The organism is Promicromonospora sp. NPDC059942 (assembly GCF_042731755.1).
Lineage (GTDB): Bacteria > Actinomycetota > Actinomycetes > Actinomycetales > Cellulomonadaceae > Promicromonospora.
This window is the reverse complement of sequence record NZ_JBHWLR010000030.1, coordinates 1-22,863: the sequence shown is the minus strand read 5'-3', so window position 1 is coordinate 22,863 and position 22,863 is coordinate 1. Positions and strand designations below refer to the sequence as shown.

10 protein-coding genes are annotated in these 22,863 nt (G+C 70.1%); all 10 read left to right on the top strand.

What is annotated here, in order from left to right:
- The first annotated feature begins 104 nt into the window (after positions 1–104).
- Positions 105–3,254, top strand: a complete 3,150-nt coding sequence (locus ACFV9Q_RS27315; RefSeq protein WP_377237042.1) for a hypothetical protein — start codon at positions 105–107, stop codon at positions 3,252–3,254.
- A gap of 122 nt (positions 3,255–3,376) precedes the next feature.
- Positions 3,377–12,322, top strand: coding sequence for a polymorphic toxin-type HINT domain-containing protein (locus ACFV9Q_RS27310; protein ID WP_377237041.1), 8,946 nt, complete (start codon positions 3,377–3,379; stop codon positions 12,320–12,322).
- Position 12,323: 1 nt separating this feature from the next.
- Entirely contained in the window at positions 12,324–12,734 is a 411-nt protein-coding gene (locus ACFV9Q_RS27305; RefSeq protein WP_377237056.1) for a DUF4279 domain-containing protein, read from the top strand.
- Positions 12,735–13,074: 340 nt separating this feature from the next.
- Positions 13,075–14,652, top strand: a complete 1,578-nt coding sequence (locus ACFV9Q_RS27300; protein ID WP_377237040.1) for a UDP-N-acetylmuramoyl-L-alanyl-D-glutamate--2,6-diaminopimelate ligase — start codon at positions 13,075–13,077, stop codon at positions 14,650–14,652.
- A 70-nt stretch (positions 14,653–14,722) separates the two neighbouring features.
- Positions 14,723–16,186 carry a UDP-N-acetylmuramoyl-tripeptide--D-alanyl-D-alanine ligase gene (gene murF / locus ACFV9Q_RS27295; RefSeq protein WP_377237039.1) on the top strand — a complete coding sequence of 488 codons (1,464 nt, stop codon included), beginning with the start codon at positions 14,723–14,725 and terminating at the stop codon, positions 16,184–16,186.
- On the top strand, positions 16,183–17,265 hold the full coding sequence (mraY, locus tag ACFV9Q_RS27290; protein ID WP_377237038.1) for a phospho-N-acetylmuramoyl-pentapeptide-transferase: 1,083 nt from the start codon (positions 16,183–16,185) through the stop codon (positions 17,263–17,265). Before murF ends, mraY begins: the two co-directional genes overlap by 4 nt.
- On the top strand, positions 17,262–18,755 hold the full coding sequence (murD, locus tag ACFV9Q_RS27285; protein WP_377237037.1) for a UDP-N-acetylmuramoyl-L-alanine--D-glutamate ligase: 1,494 nt from the start codon (positions 17,262–17,264) through the stop codon (positions 18,753–18,755). The genes mraY and murD overlap by 4 nt, the downstream gene beginning before the upstream one ends.
- 20 nt (positions 18,756–18,775) lie before the next feature.
- A complete protein-coding gene (gene ftsW / locus ACFV9Q_RS27280; protein ID WP_377231466.1) occupies positions 18,776–20,026 on the top strand; it encodes a putative lipid II flippase FtsW in 1,251 nt (416 codons plus the stop codon).
- A gap of 93 nt (positions 20,027–20,119) precedes the next feature.
- On the top strand, positions 20,120–21,274 hold the full coding sequence (gene murG / locus ACFV9Q_RS27275) for an undecaprenyldiphospho-muramoylpentapeptide beta-N-acetylglucosaminyltransferase (protein WP_377237036.1): 1,155 nt from the start codon (positions 20,120–20,122) through the stop codon (positions 21,272–21,274).
- Positions 21,271–22,773, top strand: a complete 1,503-nt coding sequence (gene murC / locus ACFV9Q_RS27270; protein ID WP_377237035.1) for a UDP-N-acetylmuramate--L-alanine ligase — start codon at positions 21,271–21,273, stop codon at positions 22,771–22,773. Before murG ends, murC begins: the two co-directional genes overlap by 4 nt.
- Positions 22,774–22,863: the final 90 nt, after the last annotated feature.

The window sequence follows — 22,863 nt, the reverse complement described above, 5'->3', positions numbered from 1 at the left end:
CCCTCCTCTCTGTGGATATTCCGGACCTGGGTGGGTTGCGTCGATCGGCGGCGACGGTGTGGGGACGTGCGGCACGGGGTATCCGGACGCGCGCGGGTAGTGCGGTGGCCGCGGTGACGGCGCTGGTGGTCCTGGCGACAGGTGCCTCCGCCCTCGTGACGACCGGAGCCGTCGACGGCGTGCTGGCGGCGATGGGGGAGGAGCCCGTCCAGGAGTGCCCGGTCGAGGAACTGACGCTGACGGAAGCGCTGGCGACGGCCGCCCGCTGCGGGCACGAGGTCGAGGCGCTCGACGAGAAGACCCCCTGGCAGTCGTCGTTCGGGCAGCCGTCGGGCCAGGTGCGGCTGGAGATCGGGAGCAGCGCGGACGCGTCCGACGCCGATGGCGACGGGGTGTTCGAGCCGATCGAGACCGCGGTGGCCGAGGACGAGTCCGGGCGCCTGAGCCCAGCCGCTCCCGCGGTGGACATGAGCTTCTCCGCGGGTGGCGACGAGGCCACCTCGGAGCCGGACGTCCTCGCGCGGATGACCTCGGCGGACGGCCAGGTGGTCGACGTCGAGGCGCCGTTCGAGCTGACCGACCCGGTCGTCGAGGGCGACCGGATCGTGTACCCGGACGTCATGTCTACCGGCGGCGAGCCCTCCGGAGTCGACCTGGTCGTCGCGGTGAACACCGACGGGTCGGGGTTCAGCCAGGTGCTGCGCTTCGCGGACGAGGCGGCGGCACGGAATCCGCACGTCGCTGAGCTCGATGCCGACCTCGGATTCGACGTGAGCGCCAAGGACGCCTCGGGCACCGGTCTGGAAATCGCGCGCGAGCACGGTGCCTTCACCGTCACCGATCCGCACGCGGCTGAGGTGGATGCCGACGGTGAGGACCCCGAGGTGTTCCGGTCGTCCCGTCCCCTGGTCTGGACCTCCGAGGTTCCCGCGGAGGAGCCCGCCGCCGCGACCGCAGGGCGGGCGGCAATCTCGGAGACCGCCGCTCCCTCCGCCTCGACCACGGTCGACCAGACGGACCCGGTCACGGGTCCGTTGACCCCCGGCGCGGTGGTCGAGGTGTCCACCGGCGGCGGCGAGGAGACAGCAGAGGGCGCTGTCGGCGCCGCGATCGCAGCCGCTGCAGAGGACGAGTCAACGGCCTTCCCGATGTTCGCGGCGCTGGCCGTCTCGGGAACGCTGTCCGAGGTCACCGCGGTGCGGAGTGCCTGGCCGGACAGCGCCTCCTCGTACCAGTTCGACGGTGACGCAGGTGTCGGTCGTTGCCTGGCACCCGACCCGTATGCCGGCTATCAGTGCGGCCTGACCAGTACCCACCGGATCCTCTACGAGTTCGGCGGGCTGGGCGGAGTGGGGAGCCTCGCGTCTGCGGACGTGACGAAGGCGGTCTTCAACATCAACGCCACCTTCTCGTACAACTGCGACAAGACCGGTGTCTGGGTGTACCAGACCGGCTCGAACGCAGTCAGCAGCGCGACGACGTGGAACAACCGCGGGTCCTGGTCGACGCGCCTTGCCGGGGAGCTGGTGACGCACCGCACGGGATGCGCGGGGATGGTGCGATCGGTCGGGTTCGACGTCACGGCGGGTGCGAAGAAGGTCGCGTCGTCGAACTGGTCGTCGCTCACACTGGGTGTGCGGTCGGCGAACGAGTCCACGATGGTCGGCTGGAAGCGATACATCGGTCGGAACGACGGTAACGGCAGCACCAGCCCACGCGCGACGCTGTCCGTCACCTACAACCGAGCCCCCGGTATCCCGTCGAGCCTGACGACGTGGCACAGCAAGGAGGACTACTCGTGCAAGACGGGTACGGACCGTCCCGTGCTGCGCACGACCATGCCGCGGCTGTCCGCGTTCATCCGGGACCCGGACGGCAACGCGACCAAGGCGCGGTTCCAGATCTTCCGGGTCGACAGCGGCGTCCAGGTCTGGGGCGCCTATATGCCCTCCTACCTGGCCTCGGCGCGCACGCACAAGATCCAGGTGCCGGAGAACGAGCTGTTCTCCAACGTCGTCTACAAGTGGCACGTCCTGGCCAAGGACTCGACCGGCCGCGAGGGCGGCTGGTCGAAGTGGTGCGAGTTCACCGTGGACATCACCAAGCCCGAGAAGCCCAACATCTACGCCGTGACGAGCGGCGAAGGTGTGGAGGCGGTCTACACCAACGAGAACATCGAGGCCGGCGGCATCGGGCTGACGGGCAAGTTCCGGTTCGGCTGGGCGGGATCCAAGGACGTGGTCCGGTTCAAGTACGGCTTCACGGACACCGCGACGCCCAAGTCGGTCGCGACCTCATCGGCCGGAACGGCGGTGGTGTCGTTCACGCCGACCAAACCGGGGCCAGCCACGGTGTACGTCCGATCCGTCGACCGGGCCGGCAACATCTCTGACATGTCGGCGTTCTTCATCGACATTGCTGCCCCCCAGGAGTCACACATCTGGCGGATGGACGAAGGCACCGGCACCAGCGTGGCGGACGGGTCCTGGGTCACGGTGAAGGAACCCTTGGCGCTCAAGGACGACGGTCTGGGCACCGCGCCGGCGTGGGTGGCCGGCCCGCACGAGCTCTTCGGGTCTCGAGCCGGAGACAAGGCGCTCTCGCTGGACGGTGTGGACGACCGGGCTGCGACTGTCGGGGCGGGCCTCGACACGACAAAGAGCTTCGTCGTGTCGGCTCATGTGCGGCTTCCGCAGGACGCGGACCTCGCGGGCAACGACATCGCGGTCTCGCAGAACGGAACCGTTCAGTCGCCGTTCGCCCTGATGTGGTGGGGATCGTGCAGGACCGACGGCGGTTGCTGGTCGTTCAACCTGTATCAGACGGACGCCCTCAACTCGGGGATCGTGCGCGCCACGCAGTCCTCCGCCGTCACCTACACCCCGGGTGAATGGGTGCACCTGACGGGCTCGTGGAACAAGGACACCGGCAAGGCGTCCCTGTGGGTCTGTCCGATCGGAACGCCGGACAACCCCGCACCCGCGAACCCGATCCGGAGCGACTCCACGGCAACCATCACGTCGATGTGGCGCGCGACGGGCGCGACCGTCATCGGACGCGGCAAGTGGAACAGCGCATCCGCCGACTTCTTCGACGGTGAGATCGACAACGTGCGTGTGTTCGAAGGAACGGTTATCGCCGAGAACAAGGTTCGGCGGCTCTGCCAGGGCGCTGACAGCACCGACTTCGTGACGGGGCTTCCGGCCCTTGACCCGACGGTGGGCGACAAGTCGATCGAGGAGTCGGGCCAGTGACCGCGCGAGCTACGGGTGACGGCAAGCGGCGACTGACGAACCAGATGGGAACACGAGTGACCGGGTTGGGTGGACGAGTGGGTGGCGGTGTTGCCGCAGCGACCCACCGCACGGTGCGGACGATGCGATCCGCATGGCGTACCGGAGCGCGACGCGCAGGCGTGATCGCCGTCGCGAGTGGCCTTGCACTTGCCCTCGTGGGCCAGCCGGCGCTCGCCGTCGGCCCGATCGCCACGGTCGAGTGCCAGGCTCTCGCAGCGACGGCAACGGCAACGGCACCGGATCAGGACACCGCGCTCGATCTGGCGCAGTCCTGTGGGCAGGACGTCGAGATCGCCTCTGCTCGATCGCCGTGGTCGACGTTCACCGCAACCGAGAACGGCACCGTGACCCAGGAGGTCACCGCCACCGCGACGCGTACCGCGGTCAACGGCGCATGGGGTCCGGTCTCGAACCGGATCACCGACCCGACGCCGGGCGACGGGACGCTGTCGGTCTCGGCACCGGTGTATCCGATCACGCTCTCGGACGGGACCGCCGGCGTACCGCTGGCGACGATCAACCGTGACGGGCACACCCTGACCTACGACAGCCCGTTCGACCTGACGGATCCCGTGGTCGACGGCGAGTCGGTGACCTACCCGGCAGTTGCGGGTGAGGGCGCGGACCTCGTCGTCACGATCAACCCGGACGGAACGGGCATCTCGACCGCGCTGCGCCTGGCCGACCGCGCCGCGGCCAAGCGTGCCGACCAGAAGCTGGGGCTGGAGGAGCTCACCTTTCCGGTCACCACCTCGGCCGGTTTGACGGTCACACAGAGTGCCGCCGGCGGGTTCGACGTCGTTGACGCCTTCGGGCAGCCGATCTTCCGCGCGCCGCAGCCGAAGATGTGGGACTCCGCGGCCTCCGGGGACGCCCCGGCGGATGCTGGCACGTCCGGGCTGTTCAGCGCCAGCGGCACTCCGACGACCAAGGACGCGCTCGGCCCCACCCGCGCCAGCCATTGGGATCAGGTCAGCGGCGAGGACGCCGCCGACCCCAAGGCCCGGGCGACGGCTCCGCTCCTCGGCGACCAGGAGCTGCCGATGCCGGTGGATCTCGTCCCGGCCAGGGCGCGTTACACCACCGACGCCGCGACCGAGACGACGCCGGGTGCCGTCCCTGGATTCGACCCGTCGGGCAGCACCGCGCCGGGCGTGGACCTCACGAGCGGGCTTTCCGTCGGTGGTGATCCCCTGGACATGGAAGGTGGGTTCGGCGCGGCAGGCGCCACCGAGTCCTCGACAGTCGGTGTGCGGATCCGGCCGGACCGGGACTTTCTGCTCTCGGACCCGGACACGGTCTTCCCCGCACTGATCGACCCGACCGTGACGTCCGCCGGCAACGAGTGGCTCATGGTGCACGAGGGCACGCCCGACGAGGCAAGCGGGTACATGTTCGAGGGGAACCAGGGCCTGGGGCTGTGCGACGTCGCCAGGGTCCCTGAATGCCTTCAGACCATCAAGTTCCGCCTGGGCTGGCAGTTCACCGGCCTCGACCACCTCGGTCTGCTCGAACCCGACGCGATTACGTCGGCCACGTTCAGCGTCTTCGGCGAGCACAGCTGGGACTGCACCGCGCGGACCGTGCGGCTCTTCAGCACGAGGCCGATCGACGCGGCGTCCACCTGGGACACCTGGGGCATCGCCCCCTTCGGTACGGAGCTGTCCCGTGTGACGGTCGCGCACAAGGAGGCGTGTGACAACGCCGGGTGGGTCGACCTCGACGCGACAGCCGGGGTGAAGAACCTGGCCTCGACCGACACCGGCACGCTCAGCCTGGGCCTCGCGGCCCTCAACGAGACCGACATGACGCAGGGATGGAAGCGGTACCGGCACGACGCCAAGCTCACCGTCGAGTACGAGCCCCCGGCTGCCTCGGCGGACGCCGAGGGCGCCGACCTGGCGGCACGTACGAAGAACCTCGACCCGGCCAAGCAGGCCGCGGACGACGCCGCCCCGGACGCCGCCACGCCGACACCCGTACCCGTGGCAACTCCGCCGGAGCCCACCGCGGACCCGGCACTCGTCCCCGTGCAGGAGACGCCGGAGGCCGCCGAGGCAACCCTCCCCGTGCCCGAGACACTGACCGCGGTCCCGGAGGGCGCGCTGGGCGGACTCGACCTGAAGATCGGGGCCCCCGCACCCGCTGCGGGCACGCCGGAGGCCGCCTCAGAGGTGCACGTCGAGGTCGCTGACCAGGCCACGGCCGTCGGCGCCGGGATCTCCGGTGTGCTCCTCGACGTCACCGACGCCTCGGCAGAGGCCCCGCCGGCCAGCGGAGTGCGGCAGGTGGATGTCCAGGTGGACTACGACGAGTTCACCGACCTTGCGGGCGCCGACTGGTCCGGCCGCCTCGGCATCGTCCGCATCCCGGAGTGTCACGCCACGACGCCGGACCTGGAGGAGTGCTCGCCCACGCCGGTCGAGTCGACGAACGACGTCGAGCAAGGCACCGTCACCGCGACGCTTGACCTGGCCGCTGCCGGGACCTCGGCCGCTGCCGGAGTCACCGCGGAGAAGTCCGCCGACTCGATGAAGGGCGCTGCCGTCGAGACGCAGGCGAGCACGCTCGCGGCTGGTGGTGGGGACACGTTCGCCGTCACGGCCGGTACCAGCTCGGGAGCCGGCGACTGGGGTGCTACTCCGCTGTCCTCGGCCTCCTCGTGGTCGGTGAGCGGCGGCACGGGTTCTTTGGGTTGGTCGTACCCGATCCAGGTCCCGTCCCCAGCCGCTGGCCCCTCGCCAGAGCTCGCGATCGGGTACTCGAGCGCGGCCCTGGACGGGCGGGTGTCCAGCACGAACAACCAGTCCTCGTGGGTCGGGGACGGGTGGGACATGACAAGCGGGTTCGTGGAGCGCCGGTACGTGCCGTGCTCCGAGGACCGCGACGAGGTCGGCGGACAGTCGCCGAACAACTCCTCCCGTAAGACCGGCGACCTGTGCTGGGACAGCGACAACGCGTTCCTGGTGTTCAACGGGACGTCCTCGGCACTGGTGAAGGACGACGACGCCGGGACGACCGACGCCATCGAGTGGCGTCCCGAGTCCGACGACGGCACGCTCGTGCAGCAGTACGGACGGCCGACGGGTCAGGCCGCCAAGTCCGACGCAGGCTGGGCCGGAGAGTACTGGAAGGTCACCACGACCGACGGCACCACCTACTTCTTCGGCAAGGACGAGCGGTACTCCGGCGACACGCTGGCCCAGAACTCCCGATGGACCGTGCCGGTGTACTCCAACCACCCGAGCGAGCCCGGCTACGAGACCGCGTTCAAGGACTCGGGTCGGCAGATGGGCTGGCGGTTCAACCTCGACTACGTCCGCGACACGTCGGACAACACGATGACCTACCGGTACGCGAGCGAGACCAACCGGTACGGCTCGAACAACAACACGGGCGCGACACGCGCCTACACGCGCGGTGGCACGCTGGACTGGATCAGCTACGGCACGCGCGCCGGGTCCGAGCCGGTCGACGCGGGCGGCGCAGGCTCAGCGAACCTGGTCGACTTCGCGGTCGCCGAGCGCTGCCTGGTTGCGGCGACGGACTGCGAGATCACCGATCGCGGCACGACGGCGGGTGCGGTGCGCTGGCACGACACGCCCGTGGACCTGTTGTGCTCGTCGACGACCAGCTGCCCGGACGTCCGGAGCCCGGCCTTCTTCTCGACCATGCGGCTAACGACCGTGGTGACGAAGGTCAATGTCGGTGGCACGCTGACGGCCAAGGACACGGTCGCACTGACCCAGAAGTGGCGTGACCCGGGCGACGGCACGGGCCGGATCCTCTGGCTGGACGCGATCAAGCGCACCGCGAACGGTCCCAGCAGCGCGACGACGGACGACGTCGTCTTCGACCCCATCAGGTTCACGGCCGGGGATCAGCTCCCGGGTCGTGTCGCGGACACCGTCGCTGACGGTCTGCCTGCCATGAACCGTGCCCGGGTCGCGGAGATCACCACCGAGACCGGTGCGAAGATCTCGATCGAGTACACCCCGATCGAGTGCACGGCCGGCACACATCCCGCCGTCGCGCAGGGCTATATCCCGATCGCGAACCAGTCGGCGAACGCGTCGCGGTGCTTCCCCGTGGTGTGGCATCCGTGGGGCATGCCCAAACCCCGGAGTGAGTACTTCCACTCCTACATGGTGTCCAAGGTGACCCAGTCGCCGGGGGAGAGCGGGCTCGACCTGCCTGTCGTCACTTCCTACACCTACAGCGACGGGATTAAGTGGGCGCGGATCGACGACCCCCTGACGCCCAAGAAGGACCGGACGTTCTCGGTCAACCGCGGGTACAAGACCGTCACCACGACGACGGGGACGGGCTCGATCGCGGCGAAGTCCCGGACCCAGTATCTGCAGGGCACAGGCGCGGTGATCAACCTGCCCGTGGACTCGATCACCACCCGTGACGTCACTGATCACGAGCGGTTCGCCGGGATGCCGGTCGTCAACACGGTGCTCAACGGCTCTGCCGAGGTCTCCAAGACCATCACGATTCCCGAGGCCAAGCAGACGGCGAGTACCGGGAGTGCCGGGACGGACGACCTGCTCGTTGCATCGCGCACCCTTCGGGTGGACACGTACAACGCCACGTACCTGGCCGACGGGTCCCTTGAGTACGTGACGCGAACTGACACGGACTACAACGAGAATGGTCAGGTCACCGAGGTTGACGACTACGGGGCGTTCTCCGAGTCCGCCGAGGACAACACGACATCGGACGACCTGTGCACCAGCACCAGCTATCTGACCAACGGCAACCACCTGGTGGTGCCGAAGGAGACCGAGACCCTCAGCGTGAGCTGCGCGACGACGGCGTCCAAGCCGGCCGACCTGGTCGGCGTGTCGCAGATCAGCTACGACGGGCTCGCCTACAACACGGTGCCCACCAGGGGCCTACCCACGAGCGTGAAGACGAACGACAAGGACGGCGCGCTCAGCGCGGCGTCCCCGGTGGTGGGTACCACCTATGACACCCGTGGCCGGACGACGAGTTCGACGGACCCGCTGGGGCGCGTGTCCAAGACGGGGTACATCGAGGCCAACGGGGTGCTCACCCAGGTGACCACCACGAGTCCGGACCCGGACGGTACGGGCGACGGCGACGGTGACGGCGTCACCCTGACCGAGCACGTCTCCACCACAACGCTGCACCCGCTGCTCGGCGTCCCGACCACGGTGAGCGACCCGAACACTCGCCCGACGACGGCGACCTACGACGCCGCCGGCCGTCTGCTCTCCGTGACGTACCCGGACCGCGAGGGCAAGTCGGCGAACGTCACCTACGCGTACTCGACCTCACGCAACGGCGTGAACACGGTGACCACCAAGACGCTCGCAGCGGACGGCGCCAGTTATCACACGTCGGTCGCCCTGTATGACGGTCTGCTTCGTCCGGTCCAGACGCAGACGGAGTCGCTGGACGGGGACGACGAGGCCACCCATGGTCGGATCGTCACGGACACGGAGTACGACGCCAACGGGCGGGTCTCGTTCGTCACCTCCGGCTGGTTCGCGACCGGCAACCCGAGCACGACCCTCGTGGGCGCGGCCGTGCAGCCGGATGCCACCACGGTCTACACGTACGACGGCCTGGGGCGGGTCCGGACCGAGGCCCTGTTCACCGGGACGATCACGAACCCGACCTACGAGCAGTGGCGCACCACCACGTACTACGACGGTGCCACGACCACGGTCATCCCTCCGGACGGCGCGACCCCGACCCAGTCCGTGGTCGACGCCCGGGGCCGGACCGTGGCGCTGAGCCAGTTCCTGCGCGACCCCGTCGAGCATGTGGCGGTCCGCACGCTGGCTGGCGTGCTGGACCTGGACGAGCAGACGACCCGGTACCGCTACGACAAGGCCGGGCGGTTGTCCTCGGTGCTGGACACCGAGGACAACACTTGGACCTACACCTACGACAAGCTCGGTCGGCAGATCGAGGCCGTCGACCCGGATGCCGGCAAGACGGTCACCGAGTACGACGCCGCAGGCCAGACCACGTCGGTAAGCAACGGCGCGGGCCAGAAGCTCTTGTACACCTACGACAAGCTCGGACGCCGCACGGCCGTCCGGCAGGACTCGACCACTGGCGCGGTCCGCGCCAAGTGGACCTACGACGTCCTGACGCCTTACGCGGGTACGAACCCGCCAAGCGCGAAGGGACAGGTCACCAGTTCCACGCGCGTCGCGACATCGGCTGACGGTGGCGGGGAGTTCGTCACTGCGCTGACCGGTTTCGACAAGGCGTACCGGCCGACCAGCACGGTGACTGTCATCCCGAGCACCACCAAGATGGCCGGACTGGCAGGCACCTACGAGCAGAAAGCCACCTACACCGCAGACGGCCAGCTCGCGTCGACCACGTACCCGGCGGCGGGCGGTCTGCGCAAGGAGACCGTGACCACCCACTACGACGACGAAACGAGCGTCGCCGAGTGGATGGGCGGCGGTTTCGGGTGGGGCACGTATGTTGCGTCCAGCCGCACCGACGTCTTCGGCAGACTGGCGTACCTCGACCTCGGCAACACCTACGGCACGGTGGTGTCGTACGGGTACGAGACGGGTACCAGCCGGCTGCAGCGCGTGAAGCTGGATCGGGAACGGATCGGTGGTACCGAGCTCGATCTCACCTACGCGTACGACGACGCCGGGAACGTGCTCTCGGTCAAGGACCGGCCCACAGCTACGGGCCGCGCCGCAGACCGGCAGTGCTACCAGTACGACTCCATGCGCCGTCTGACCGAGGCGTGGACCCCGGCTTCCGGCAACTGCGGACTGGCGAAGTCGATCGCCGCGCTGGGCGGGGCCGCTCCCTACTGGGCGTCATTCTTGTACGACGCGATCGGCAACCGAACCGACGAGTTCTACCGCACTCGCGGCCTGGCCGGCGACATCGACGGTGGGCAGATCACCTCGATGGACTACTCCTACGCGGGCAGCCGGGACCTCAACGGAAACGGCAACGCTACTGACGCGGGCGAGTTCGCCGGACCGCACGCGGTCACGTCGATCACGACGGATGGGCCCAGCGGGTCCACAGCGTCGACGTTCACATACGACAACGCCGGCCGGACGCTGACCCAGACCCAGGACAGCGACTACCTGACCACCCAGTTGTCGCTGTCCTGGGACCACGAGACCGAGCTGGCCTCGACGAGCCTTGCAACCACCACCTACGCGGAACCGGACCCGGGCTCCGGGGACGACGACACCGACGGCGACCAGTCCTCGGGGACGGGACCGGACCGTGGCACGGGCACGATGACGACTGCCGCCGGCCGCAACCTGTACACCGCTGACGGGGACCGCATCGTGCGGACCGCGCCGGACGGCTCGATCACGGTGTACCTCGGTGGTCAGGAGATCACCAAGGCCGCCAACGGCACGGTCACGGGAGCGCGCTACTACAGCTTCGGCGGGCAGACGGTCGCCATGCGCACTGTCAACGGGCTCGGCGGTGTGACGTCGCTGATCAACGACCCGCACGGCACGCCGCTGGCGTCGGTGCACAACACCAACTGGACCACCACGAGCGTGGACAAGCACTACACGCTGCCGTTCGGTGAGCAGCGCGGTGGAGTCTCGGCACCGGGTGACCACGAGTTCCTGGGCAAGGTCCGCGACGAAGCCATCGGTCTGACGCTGGTTGGGGCGCGCTGGTACGACGAGACCACTGGCCGGTTCCTCACCGTTGATCCTGTGATGGACCTGACCGATCCGCAGCAGTGGAATGCTTACGCTTACGCCAACAGCAACCCGATCACCTACTCCGACCCGACGGGGCTGTGGTGGGAGGCGCTGCCGGTCTCCAACATGGTTCAGAACAGCGGAACCGTTGCGTCTGCGTCGAGCTCGTCCGGCCTGCTGGGTGGGCCCAGTTGTCGGTATGCCGCATGTGACGGCACGAAGTTCGGTAGCGAGGACTGGTACTTCGATCACGACGGTCACGACTTGGGCGTTGCAGTGAAGGCTGCTCGGGTTGCCGATTTCTACGCGGGGATGACTCCTGAAGAGCTCGCGGGCCAGCTCCACCTTGAGCAGGAGATCAAGGACAACGCGAACCTGTTCAGTCAGAAGAATCTGAACAGCTACGCGCAGTTCGGCTACTACATGGTCCTAGAAGACCCAGTGAACTGCATCAAGGGCGACATGTCCGGATGCCTCTGGTTTGCAGTCGGGTTCATCCCATTCGGCAAGGCTGGAAAGCTCGTCAAGGGCCCAGCGTCGGAAGCAGTCGAAGCGATCGTCACCGCAACGAAGAAGGGTGACGCACAGGGCGCAGCAGAAGCCGCTAACGCCGCGAGCAGAGGAGCTGACGATGCCCTTGAGGGGGTGGGCGCGGCATGCCGACGTAACAGCTTCGATGCCGGGACCCTCGTGCTCATGGCCGACGGCAGTCGCAAATCAATCGAGGACGTCGAGCTTGGTGACGAGGTCATTGCGACTGACCCCGAGTCCGGTGAGCAAGGGCCTCGCAAGGTAGTCGACCTGATCCGTCACGGTGGACTGCACACGATGGTCGATGTCGAGCTGTCCGACGGCAGCCACGTCGACGCAACTGACGAGCATCCATTTTGGGTGCCGTCAGAACGCGAATGGGTTCACGCGATCGATCTGAATGCCGGCGACGCCGTCACTACGACGGAGGGCTCGACCGTGACCGTGACCGGCATCGCGGTCAGTCAAACGGACCTCACCGCCTACAACCTGACGATCGCGGACCTCCACACCTACCATGTTGGCACCGCCGACGTATTGGTGCATAACGCGGGCGAGGCGCCGGTACCCGATATGTCAGCTTTGAAGAAGATGAAAGACGGCAAGCTTAAGGAAGCCGTCGGAGACGTGCATGCCTTCAAGGAGGAGATCTTGGGGCGCGGAGCACCGGTCGCTCATTTCGACGTATACGTCGACAAGAATTCGGGCTATCTTTATCTAATGCGCAAGGGCGGTCAGGGTGAGGCAATATTCACCTACACGGATCGTGACGGTGGCTACTACACTCCTGATTGTGACTGAGATGTCTGCAAATCGAGTTGAACTTGTACTGGCAAGCGATCAGATTGATCCGACGGCGATGATTAGTCTCCTCGGCCAACCGGCAGATGAGTCAATCTGGCGCGGCGAAGTGTTGCCGTCGAGTCGAAGCCGGCGGCCTGCGAGGGAACATGCGTGCGTGTTTCGAGAGTCTGCGCGTTCGACTGACGATTTCGCGTACGCCCTCTTGTCGAGGTTGCGTTCCAGGGTCGATCCAATGTTGGAAGGTTTGCAAGGGCTCGCCGAACAAGGCTGTCGTGTTAAGCTCTCGGTGGTTCAAGAACTGTCCGACGGTAACGCAAGCGACGGTTCATTTATGATGGGCCAGGAATGGATCGACATTCTGGCCCGTGTGGGAGCCACAGTGGATGTCGAACTTATCTCGGCGGGTTGAGCCTGGCGCGGCGCCCGGTGCAAAGTGTTCATTTTGCCGATCTATTGCGGGCTGTTGCATCCAATTATCGGACTTCGGCGCTCATTCCATGGATATCTGTTCTTTCCGCATCTCGGTTGGCTGATAGCACCTTCGACCGCGGGCAGCGGACCTCTTGGCGACGCCGCCCGCGACTACGTGTGAAGAGTCGGTCCATCGAAGTCGTCGTGTGTCGATCGCACACGTGTCCAGCTTGGTGCCGGCGCGTACTTCACGCCGCCACCCGGACCACCCCACAACCACCACCCAAGGCCCACACCCAGGACGAGACCCCGTCCCCAGAGACGGTAGGTTCTTCTCCGTGACATCCCCGATCGACCGGATCCGACCGGCCGCCACGACAGCGCGTCAGGTCTCGGACCTCGCCGTCGCGTTCGGTCTCACCATCGCCCCAGGTCAGCCCGCTGACGCCGCGGTCACCTGCGTCGCCTCGGACAACCGGGTCGCGCAGCCGGGGGACCTGTTCGTGGCCCTGCCCGGCGCCCGGGCGCACGGTGCGCAGTTCGCCGCGGACGCCGTCGGGCGCGGGGCCACCGCGATCCTCACGGACGCGCGCGGGGCCGAGCTGATCGGGGCCGGCGGCACCACACCGGTGCTCGTCGCCGACGACCCCCGCGGCATCCTCGGCCAGGTCGCCGCCTGGGTGCTGGGCAATCCCGCCGAGGACCTGATGACGTTCGGCGTCACCGGCACCAACGGCAAGACCACCACGACCTACCAGCTCGACCACCTGCTGCGGGCCCTGGGCTGGACGGGCGGCCTGATCGGCACCGTCGAGACCCGCTCCGGCGACCGCGTGATCGCCAGCACGCTGACGACGCCCGAGGCCGCCGACCTGCAGGCGCTGCTCGCCGCGATGCGCGAGGACCACGTGCGCACCCTCGCCATGGAGGTCTCCTCCCACGCGCTGGCGCAGCACCGCGTGGACGGCATCGTCTTCGGCGTCGCCGGGTTCACCAACCTGACGCAGGACCACCTGGACTTCCACGGCGACTTCGAGTCCTATTTCGCCACCAAGGCCGACCTGTTCACGCCCGCCCGCGCCCGCCGAGGCGTCGTCACCGTCGACGACGCCTGGGGCGAGCGGATGGCCGAGGCCGCGCAGATCCCCGTCGCCACCCTGACCACGCTGCCGGGCAAGGCCGCCGACTGGGTCGTGACCGACGTCGCGCCGTCCGGCACCGGGTCCGCATTCACGCTGACGCACCGTGACGGGCGCACGCTGCGCACCTCCACCTCGCTGCCGGGCGGCTACAACGTGGCCAACGCGGCCCTCGCCGTCGCGATGGTGCTGGAGGGCGGCTCGGACATCCGCGACGTCACCGACGCGCTGGCCGCCTTCGACGGCCTGAGCGCCACCGTGCCCGGCCGCATGGAGGTGCTGGCCACGGCCCCGCGCGTGGTCGTGGACTTCGCGCACAACACCGAGGCCCTGGAGCTCTCCCTCGCGGCCCTGCGCCCGACGACGGAGGGCAAGCTCGCCGTCGTCTTCGGCGCCACGGGCGACCGCGACCCCGGCAAGCGCCCCTTCATGGGCGCGGCCGCCGTGCGCGGCGCCGACGTCGTCTATGTCACGGACGACGACCCGCACGACGAGGACCCCGCGAAGGTGCGGGTCGAGGTGCTTGCCGGCACCGGCGTCGCCGCGCCGGGCGGCACCGTCGAGACCGTGGACGACGACGGCTCGCGTACGGTGGAGGTCCACGAGGTCGCCCCGCGCGCGGATGCCATCCGCACCGCGATCCTGGCGGCCGGTCCGGACGACACCGTGCTGGTGGCGGGTCGCGGGCACGAGACGATCCAGGAGATCGCCGGCGTGGACCACGTGCTCGACGACCGGGTCGAGGCGCGCGCCGCGCTGGCGGCCCGCGGCGCGTGACCCGGCAGGCAGAGCAGTACCCAGCACGCGCAACCCCAGCAGGACCCACGCAGGAGAGGACGACACAGGCATGATCGAGCTGACTGCGGCACAGGTCGCCGCAGCCACCGGCGGGCGGCTGCATGCCGACCCGGACGTCACGGTCACGGGGGCGGTGATCATCGACTCGCGCGAGGCCGGGCCGGGCACGCTGTTCGTGGCCCTGCCGGGGGAGCGGGTGGACGGGCACGACTTCGCGGCCCGCGCCGTCGCGGCGGGTGCCGCGCTGGTGCTGGCGGGCCGCGAGCTCGACGGCCTCCCGACCGTCGTGGTGGACGACCCGCAGGAGGCCCTGGGCGAGCTCGCCCGGTACGTGCTGGCGACGGTCCGCGAGGCGGCCGCCGACGGCGAGGCGCCCCGGGTGGTCGGCGTGACCGGCTCGGTCGGCAAGACCACCACCAAGGACCTGCTGGGCCAGCTCCTGACCCCGGAAGCGGGAGAGGGCGACGACGCGATCATCGTCCCCACGGGCTCCTTCAACAACGAGATCGGCCTGCCGCTCACCGTCCTGCGGGTCACCGGGCGCACGCGCTTCCTGGTGGCCGAGATGGGCGCCGACCACATCGGCAACATCGCCTACCTCACGCGCATCGCGCCGCCCGACGTCGGCGTCGTGCTCGCCGTGGGCGTGGCCCACGTGGGCCACTTCGGCAGCGTCGAGGCCATCGCCAAGACCAAGGCCGAGATGGTCTCCGGCGTGGTCGACGGCGGCACCGTGGTGCTTAACGCCGACGACCTGCGCGTCGCCGCCATGGCCGGCCAGGCCGCTCCCGGCACGACCCTGCGGACCTTCGGCACCATCCCGTCCGCCGACGTGCGCGCCGAGGACATCACGGTCGACGCCTCGGGCCGCGCGAGCTTCACGCTCCGCGTCGCGCAGGACGGCGCCGCGAGCGAGCGGCGCGCCGACGTCGCCCTCCAGCTCGTCGGCCCCCACCACGTGAGCAACGCGCTGGCGGCCGCCACGGTCGCCCTGCGCCTCGGCGTGCCCGTGGCCGACGTCGCGCAGCGGCTCTCGGCCGCCACCGCCCGCAGCCCGCACCGCATGGCCGTCACCGAGCGGCCGGACGGCGTCACCGTGATCGACGACGCGTACAACGCGAACCCCGACTCGATGAAGGCCGCCCTGCGCACCCTCGCGGTCATGGCGGGGCGCACCCGCCGCTCCGTCGCGGTGCTCGGCGAGATGCGAGAGCTTGGTGACGGTGCGCGCGCCGCGCACGACGAGATCGGCCGCCTCGTGGTACGGCTGAACGTCAAGCAGCTCGTCGTCGTGGGCGACGGCGCCTATCACATCCATGAGGGCGCCATGCAGGAGGGGTCCTGGGGGTCGGAGTCGATCTTCGTGCCCGACCTGGACGCCGCCCGCACCCTGCTGGACGAGTCGCTGGAGCCCGGCGACGTCGTGCTCGTGAAGTCCTCGCTCGGCTCCGGACTCTGGGAGCTCGGCGACCACCTGTCGATGGCTCTGACCGCTAAGGACAACAACAAGTGATCGCGATCCTGGTCAGCGCCGCGGTGGCGCTGCTCGTGGCCCTGCTGGGCACACCGGTCTTCATCCGGTTCCTGGTCCACAAGAACTACGGCCAGTTCGTCCGCGAGGACGGCCCCACGGGGCACTTCACCAAGCGCGGCACCCCCACCATGGGCGGCGTCGTCATGATCGCGGCCACCCTGATCGGTGTCGCGGCCTCGATGCTGGTCTCGGGGCGGCTGCCGAGCGTGTCGGCGCTGCTGGCGCTCTACCTCATGGCGGGCCTCGGGCTGGTCGGTTTCCTCGACGACTTCACCAAGATCCGCAAGCAGCGGTCGCTCGGCCTGACGGCGCGCGCCAAGCTGATCGGCCAGGGCATCGTCGGCATCTCGTTCGCCGTGCTTGCGCTGCAGTTCCCCAACGAGAACTCGCGCACCCCGGCGTCGACCAAGATCTCGTTCCTGCGCGACACCGAGTTCGACCTGGCGTTCGCCGGCGCGACCGTGGGCCTCATCCTCTTCGTGATCTGGGCCAACCTGCTGGTCTCCGCCTGGTCCAACGCGGTGAACCTGACCGACGGCCTGGACGGCCTGGCCACCGGCGTCTCGATCATCACGTTCGGCGCCTACGTGCTGGTGGGCATCTGGCAGCTCAACCAGTCGTGCCAGTTCCTGGCCACGGCCGGACCACGCTGTTACGAGGTGCGCGACCCGCAGGACCTCGCGATCGTCGCCGCCGCCGTCACGGGCGCCTGCGTCGGCTTCCTGTGGTGGAACGCCAACCCCGCCAAGATCTTCATGGGCGACACCGGCTCGCTCGCCCTGGGCGGCGCCCTCGCCGGCCTGTCGATCCTGAGCCGCACCGAGCTGCTCGCCGTGCTCCTGGGCGGCATGTTCGTGCTCATCGTCTCGTCCGTCGTGATCCAGGTGAGCTTCTTCAAGATGACCGGCCGGCGCGTGTTCAAGATGGCGCCGCTGCAGCACCACTTCGAGCTGTCCGGGTGGGGCGAGGTGACCATCGTCATCCGGTTCTGGCTCATCGCGGGCCTGCTCGCCGGACTGGGCATGGGTATCTTCTACGCCGAGTGGGTGGCATCGTGACCGAGGCCCCCGGCGCCTCGAACGGCACGGACACCTACGGCACGGTCGAGCCGCGCGTCCCCCTCGCGGAGGCGCGCGTCGTCCTGGCCGGGCTCGGCGTCACCGGCCGGTCGCTCCAGCGCGTCCTCGAACCCCGGGTCGCGTCCCTGGTCACCGTGGACGACAAGGCGCACGACGCCGACCACGGCGCGCTCGACGCCGACGGCGCGTCCGCCGTCCTCGCCGGGGCCGACCTGCTCGTCGCCTCGCCGGGCTTCCCGCCGCACCACCCCCTCGTCGCCGCGGCCCTCGCCGCGGGCGTGCCCGTGTGGAGCGAGGCCGAGCTCGCGTGGCGCCTGCGCGCGAACCGCCTGGGCACCGACGAGCCGGCCGCGTGGCTCGGGATCACCGGCTCCAACGGCAAGACGACCACCGTCGAGATGCTGGCGGCGATCCTGCGGGCCGCGGGCCTGCGCACCGCCGCCGTCGGGAACGTGGGCCGTTCGCTGGTGGAGGCGGCCATGGACCCCGCGCTCGACGTGCTCGCCGTGGAGCTGTCCAGCTTCCAGCTCCACTTCACGCACACCATGTCGCTCCAGGCCGGCGCCGTGCTGAACGTGTCCGCCGACCACCTCGACTGGCACGGCTCGCTCGCCGCCTACACCCGCGACAAGGGCCGCATCTTCGAGCGCGTCCAGGTCGCCTGCGTCTACAACGTCGCGGACCCGACCACCGAGGACCTCGTGCGCGAGGCCGACGTCGTCGAGGGCGCCCGCGCCGTCGGCTTCGCGGTGGGCACGCCCGGCCCGGGCGACCTCGGGCTGGTCGACGACGTCCTCGTGGACCGCGCCTTCCACGCCGACCACGACGACCCGGACCGCCGCAAGACCGCCGCGGAGCTCGGCACGCTGGCCGACCTCAAGCAGCTCGGCGACCACAACGGTGTCGTGCCCACGCACATCGTCGCGGACGCCCTGGCCGCCGCCGCGCTGGCCCGCGCGCACGGCGTGCCCGCGTCCGCCGTCCGCGACGGGCTGCGGTCCTTCGGGCCCAGCGAGCACCGCATCCAGCGGGTCGCGGAGGCCGGCGGCGTCACCTACGTGAACGACTCGAAGGCGACGAACGCGCACTCCGCGGCCGCGTCCCTGGCCGGTTTCGCCCACGGCACGGTCGTGTGGATCGCCGGCGGCCTGGCCAAGGGCGCCACGTTCGACGACCTCGTCTCCTCGCGCGCGGACCGGATGCGCGCCGCCGTCGTGATCGGGGCAGACCCGGGGCCGCTCGCCGACACGCTGGCCCGACACGCGCCCAAGGTCCCGGTTGTGGTGATCGATCCCGGTGACACTGAGACCGTGATGCGTCGGGCGGTGACGGCCGCACGCGACCTCGCCCAGGCGGGCGACACCGTGCTGCTGGCCCCGGCGGGCGCGTCGCAGGACCAGTTCGTCTCGTACGCCCAGCGCGGCGAGGAGTTCGTCCGCGTGGTGCGTGACCTCACCACCACGCGCTGAGCGCGGGGAGGGGGCAGGGGATGGCCACGACGACGACCACCAGCCGCAAGGCGCCCGACCGGAAGGCACCCGACCGGCCCTGGCTCGGGCAGTGGAACTCGACGGTGACCAGCTACTACCTCCTGGTGGGCACCACCGGTCTGCTGACCGTGATCGGCCTGATCATGGTGCTCTCCAGCTCGACGGTGACCTCCATCGCGGAGGGCCAGTCGCCGTATGCGGCGTTTCTGGTCCAGGCGCAGTACGCGCTGATGGGCCTGCCCGTGCTGCTGGTCGCCGCCCACCTGCCGATCCGCTGGTACAAGCGGCTCGCGCTGCCCGCTCTCGTGGTGGCGCTCGGTCTGCTCGTCGCGGTGATCTTCCTCGGCTCCATCCGCAACGGCCAGCAGAACTGGCTCGAGCTCGGCCCGTTCTCGTTCCAGCCCTCGGAGCTGGCCAAGCTCGCGCTCGCGGTCTGGCTCGGTACGGTGCTGGGCCGCAAGCAGGCGCTGCTCGGGAGCTGGTCGCACTCGATCCTGCCCGCGGTGCCCGGCGCCGTCGCCGTCATGGGTCTGGTGCTCGCCGGTGGCGACCTCGGCACGGCGCTGGTGATGGGCCTGCTCGTGGCCGGCGCCTTCCTGGTCGCGGGCGTGCCGCTGTCCCTGATGGGGCTGGGCAGCGCGCTGGCGGCGTTCGTGGTCGGGTACGTGTTCATCCTGCAGCAGGGGTCGGGCGACCGGCTCCAGCGCATCATCGCGACCTACGGCGCCGAGTGCGACGAGACCTCGGAGTGCTACCAGTCCCTGCACGGCCTGTTCGGCCTGGGCACCGGCGGCCTGTGGGGCGTGGGTCTTGGCGGCAGCCGCGAGAAGTGGAACTACCTGCCCGAGGCGCACAACGACTTCATCTTCGCCGTGATCGGCGAGGAGCTCGGCCTGTTCGGCACGGTGCTGGTGCTCGCGCTGTTCGCCGTGCTGGGCCTGGCGATGAGCCGCGTCATCCAGCGGCACAAGGACCCGTTCGTCAAGGTGACCACGGCCGCCGTCGGCTGCTGGATCGTGGGCCAGGCGTTCGTGAACATCGGCGTGGTCATCGGGGTGCTGCCGGTGATCGGCGTGCCGCTGCCGCTGGTGTCCGCGGGCGGTTCGGCGCTGATCACCACGATGGCCGCGCTCGGGATGGTCATATCCTTCGCCCGGACGGAACCGGGGGCTGCCAAGGCCCTCGCTGCACGCGGTAGCGTCGTCCGCAAGTCACTGGCCGTGCTGGGCGGCGCGGTCCGGAGACGGTAGAAATGTGCACGGCGGCCTGATCTGTGACCAGATCCTGCACGGCAGGCCGCGTCGCGATCGATTCGCCCGGGCCCGGGCGACGACGAGAAGGTGATGATGAGCTCAGCAGTTGTGTCGGTGGTGCTCGCCGGAGGCGGCACCGCGGGACACGTGAACCCCCTGCTCGCGGTGGCCGACGAGGTGCGGCGCCGGGAGCCCGGCGCGCGCGTGCTCGCGCTCGGCACCACCACCGGCCTGGAGGCCGACCTCGTGCCGTCGCGCGGCTACGAGCTGCGCCCGATCCCGCGCGTGCCGCTGCCGCGCCGCCCCAGCCCTGAGCTGCTGCGGCTGCCGGGCCGGCTGACGGCCGCGGTGCGCGCCGCGGAGGACGCGATCGACGAGATCGACGCGCAGGCCGTGATCGGGTTCGGCGGGTACGTCGCCACCCCGGCCTACCTCGCGGCCAAGCGCAAGGGTGTGCCCATCGTGATCCACGAGCAGAACGCCCGGCCAGGCCTCGCCAACCGCCTCGGCGCGCGGTGGGCCTCGCGCGTCGGCCTGACCTTCGCCGGCACGCCGCTGCGCGGCGGCATCCTCACGGGCCTGCCGCTGCGGCAGGCCATCGCGGGCCTGGTCCAGGAGCGGGAGGCCGACGCGGCGGGCGTGCGCGGCCGGGCCGCCGCCGAGCTCGGGCTGGACCCCGCGCTGCCCACCCTCGTGGTCACGGGCGGCTCGCTCGGCGCCCTGAGCCTGAACCGCGCCGTCTCGGGCGCCGCCGCCCAGATCCTCGCGGCCGGCGCGCAGGTGCTGCACCTGACGGGCAAGGGCAAGGCCGACGAGGTGCGCGAGACGGTCGCCGGCGTCGACCCCGCGCGCTACCAGGTGCGCGAGTACCTCGAGCAGATGGAGCACGCCTACGCCGTGGCCGACCTCGTCGTCTGCCGCTCCGGCGCCGGCTCCGTCGCCGAGCTGGCCGCGCTCGGCATCCCCGCCGTCTACGTGCCGCTGCCGATCGGCAACGGCGAGCAGCGGCTGAACGCCGCCCCGCTGGTCGAGGCCGGTGGCGGCCTCCTGGTGGACGACGCCGACGTCACGCCCGCCTGGGTGGCCCAGAACGTTCCCACGCTGCTCGCGGACCGCGAGCGGCTCGGTGTCATGGCGAAGGCCGCGGGGTCGGCCGGCACCAGCGACGGCGCGGCTCGTGTCGTCGATCTCGTCGAGCAAGCCGTACGGTCAGCAGGTACCGACACCACGGAGGTCAGGTCATGAGCACCACGGTCACGGATCAGATGACGGATCAGGTCGCGAAGCTCGGCCGCGTCCACATGATCGGCATCGGCGGGGCGGGCATGTCCGTCGTCGCGCGGCTGCTCGCCGGGCGCGGCGTGGCCGTGCAGGGCTCCGACGCCGCCGAGTCGGACACGCTCGCCGCGCTGCGCGCCGAGGGCGTCCAGGTGTGGGTCGGGCACGACCCGGCCCACCTGAGCGGCGTGGACACCGTGGTGATCTCCAGCGCCGTGCACGAGGACAACCCGGAGCTGTCCGCCGCCCGGACCCGCCGTCTCAACGTGCTGCACCGCTCCCAGGCCCTTGCCGCGCTGATGGAGGGGTCGCGCGGCGTCGCGGTCGCGGGCGCCCACGGCAAGACGACGACGTCGGCCATGGTCGCGACCATCCTGCGCGAGGCGGGGCTCGACCCGTCGTACGCGATCGGCAGCACGGTGCGCACCGCCAACGGCTCGACGCCGGGCGGCCACCTGGGCTCGTCCGACGTGCTCGTGGCGGAGGCCGACGAGTCGGACGGCTCGTTCCTCAACTACACGCCCACCATCGCGGTGGTGACCAACGTCGAGGCCGACCACCTGGACCACTACGGCACCCCGGAGGCGTTCAACGGCGCGTTCATCCGGTTCGCACGCCGCCTGGTGCCCGAGGGCTGGCTCATCGCCTGCGCCGACGACGAGGGCTCGCTGTCCGTGGGCGCCACGATCTGCGCCACCGGCGGCCACGTCATCACCTACGGCACCAACGACACCGCCCGCGTGCGGGTCACCGACATCTCCACGACGCCGGAGGGCACCACGGCGGTGCTGCGCGGCGACGTGCTGGGCACCAACGAGCAGGTGGCCGACGGCGCCGGCGTGTCCGGCACGGTGCCCGGAATCCTCATGCGGCTGTCGGTCCCGGGCAAGCACAACGTGCTCAACGCGACCGCCGCCGTCATCGCGTCGGTGCTGCTCGGCGTGCCCGCCGAGCAGGCGGTCGCCGGGGTCGAGGCCTTCATCGGCACGGGCCGCCGCTTCGAGGAGAAGGGCCGGGCCGACGGCGTGCTCGTCATCGACGACTACGCCCACCACCCCACGGAGATCAAGGCCGTGCTGACCGCCGCCCGCGAGATCGCCGACGGCGGCCGCGTGCTCGTGCTGTTCCAGCCGCACCTGTACTCGCGCACCAGGACGTTCGCCGACCGGTTCGCGCAGGAGCTGTCCGCCGCCGACGAGGTGGTGGTCACGGACATCTACGGGGCGCGCGAGGAGCTCGACCCGACGGTCACGCCCAACACGATCGTCGACCTCATGACCGACCACGGCGCCGCCTACGCGGTGCCGGACCGCCTCGACGCCGCGCACGTGATCGCCGACCTCGCCCGGCCGGGCGACGTCGTGCTCACGGTGGGCGCCGGCGACGTCACCCAGCTCGGGCCGGCCGTCCTGGCACGCCTCGCGGGCCGCGTGGCGACCGGTACGCCGGGGCTGGGCGAGGACTGATGCGCCCGCCCGCGCGCCCTCGCGCCGCGGGCACGGCACGGCCGCGCCCGGCGGACCAGGGCGCGGCCGCGCAGGACCAGGCACGGGAGG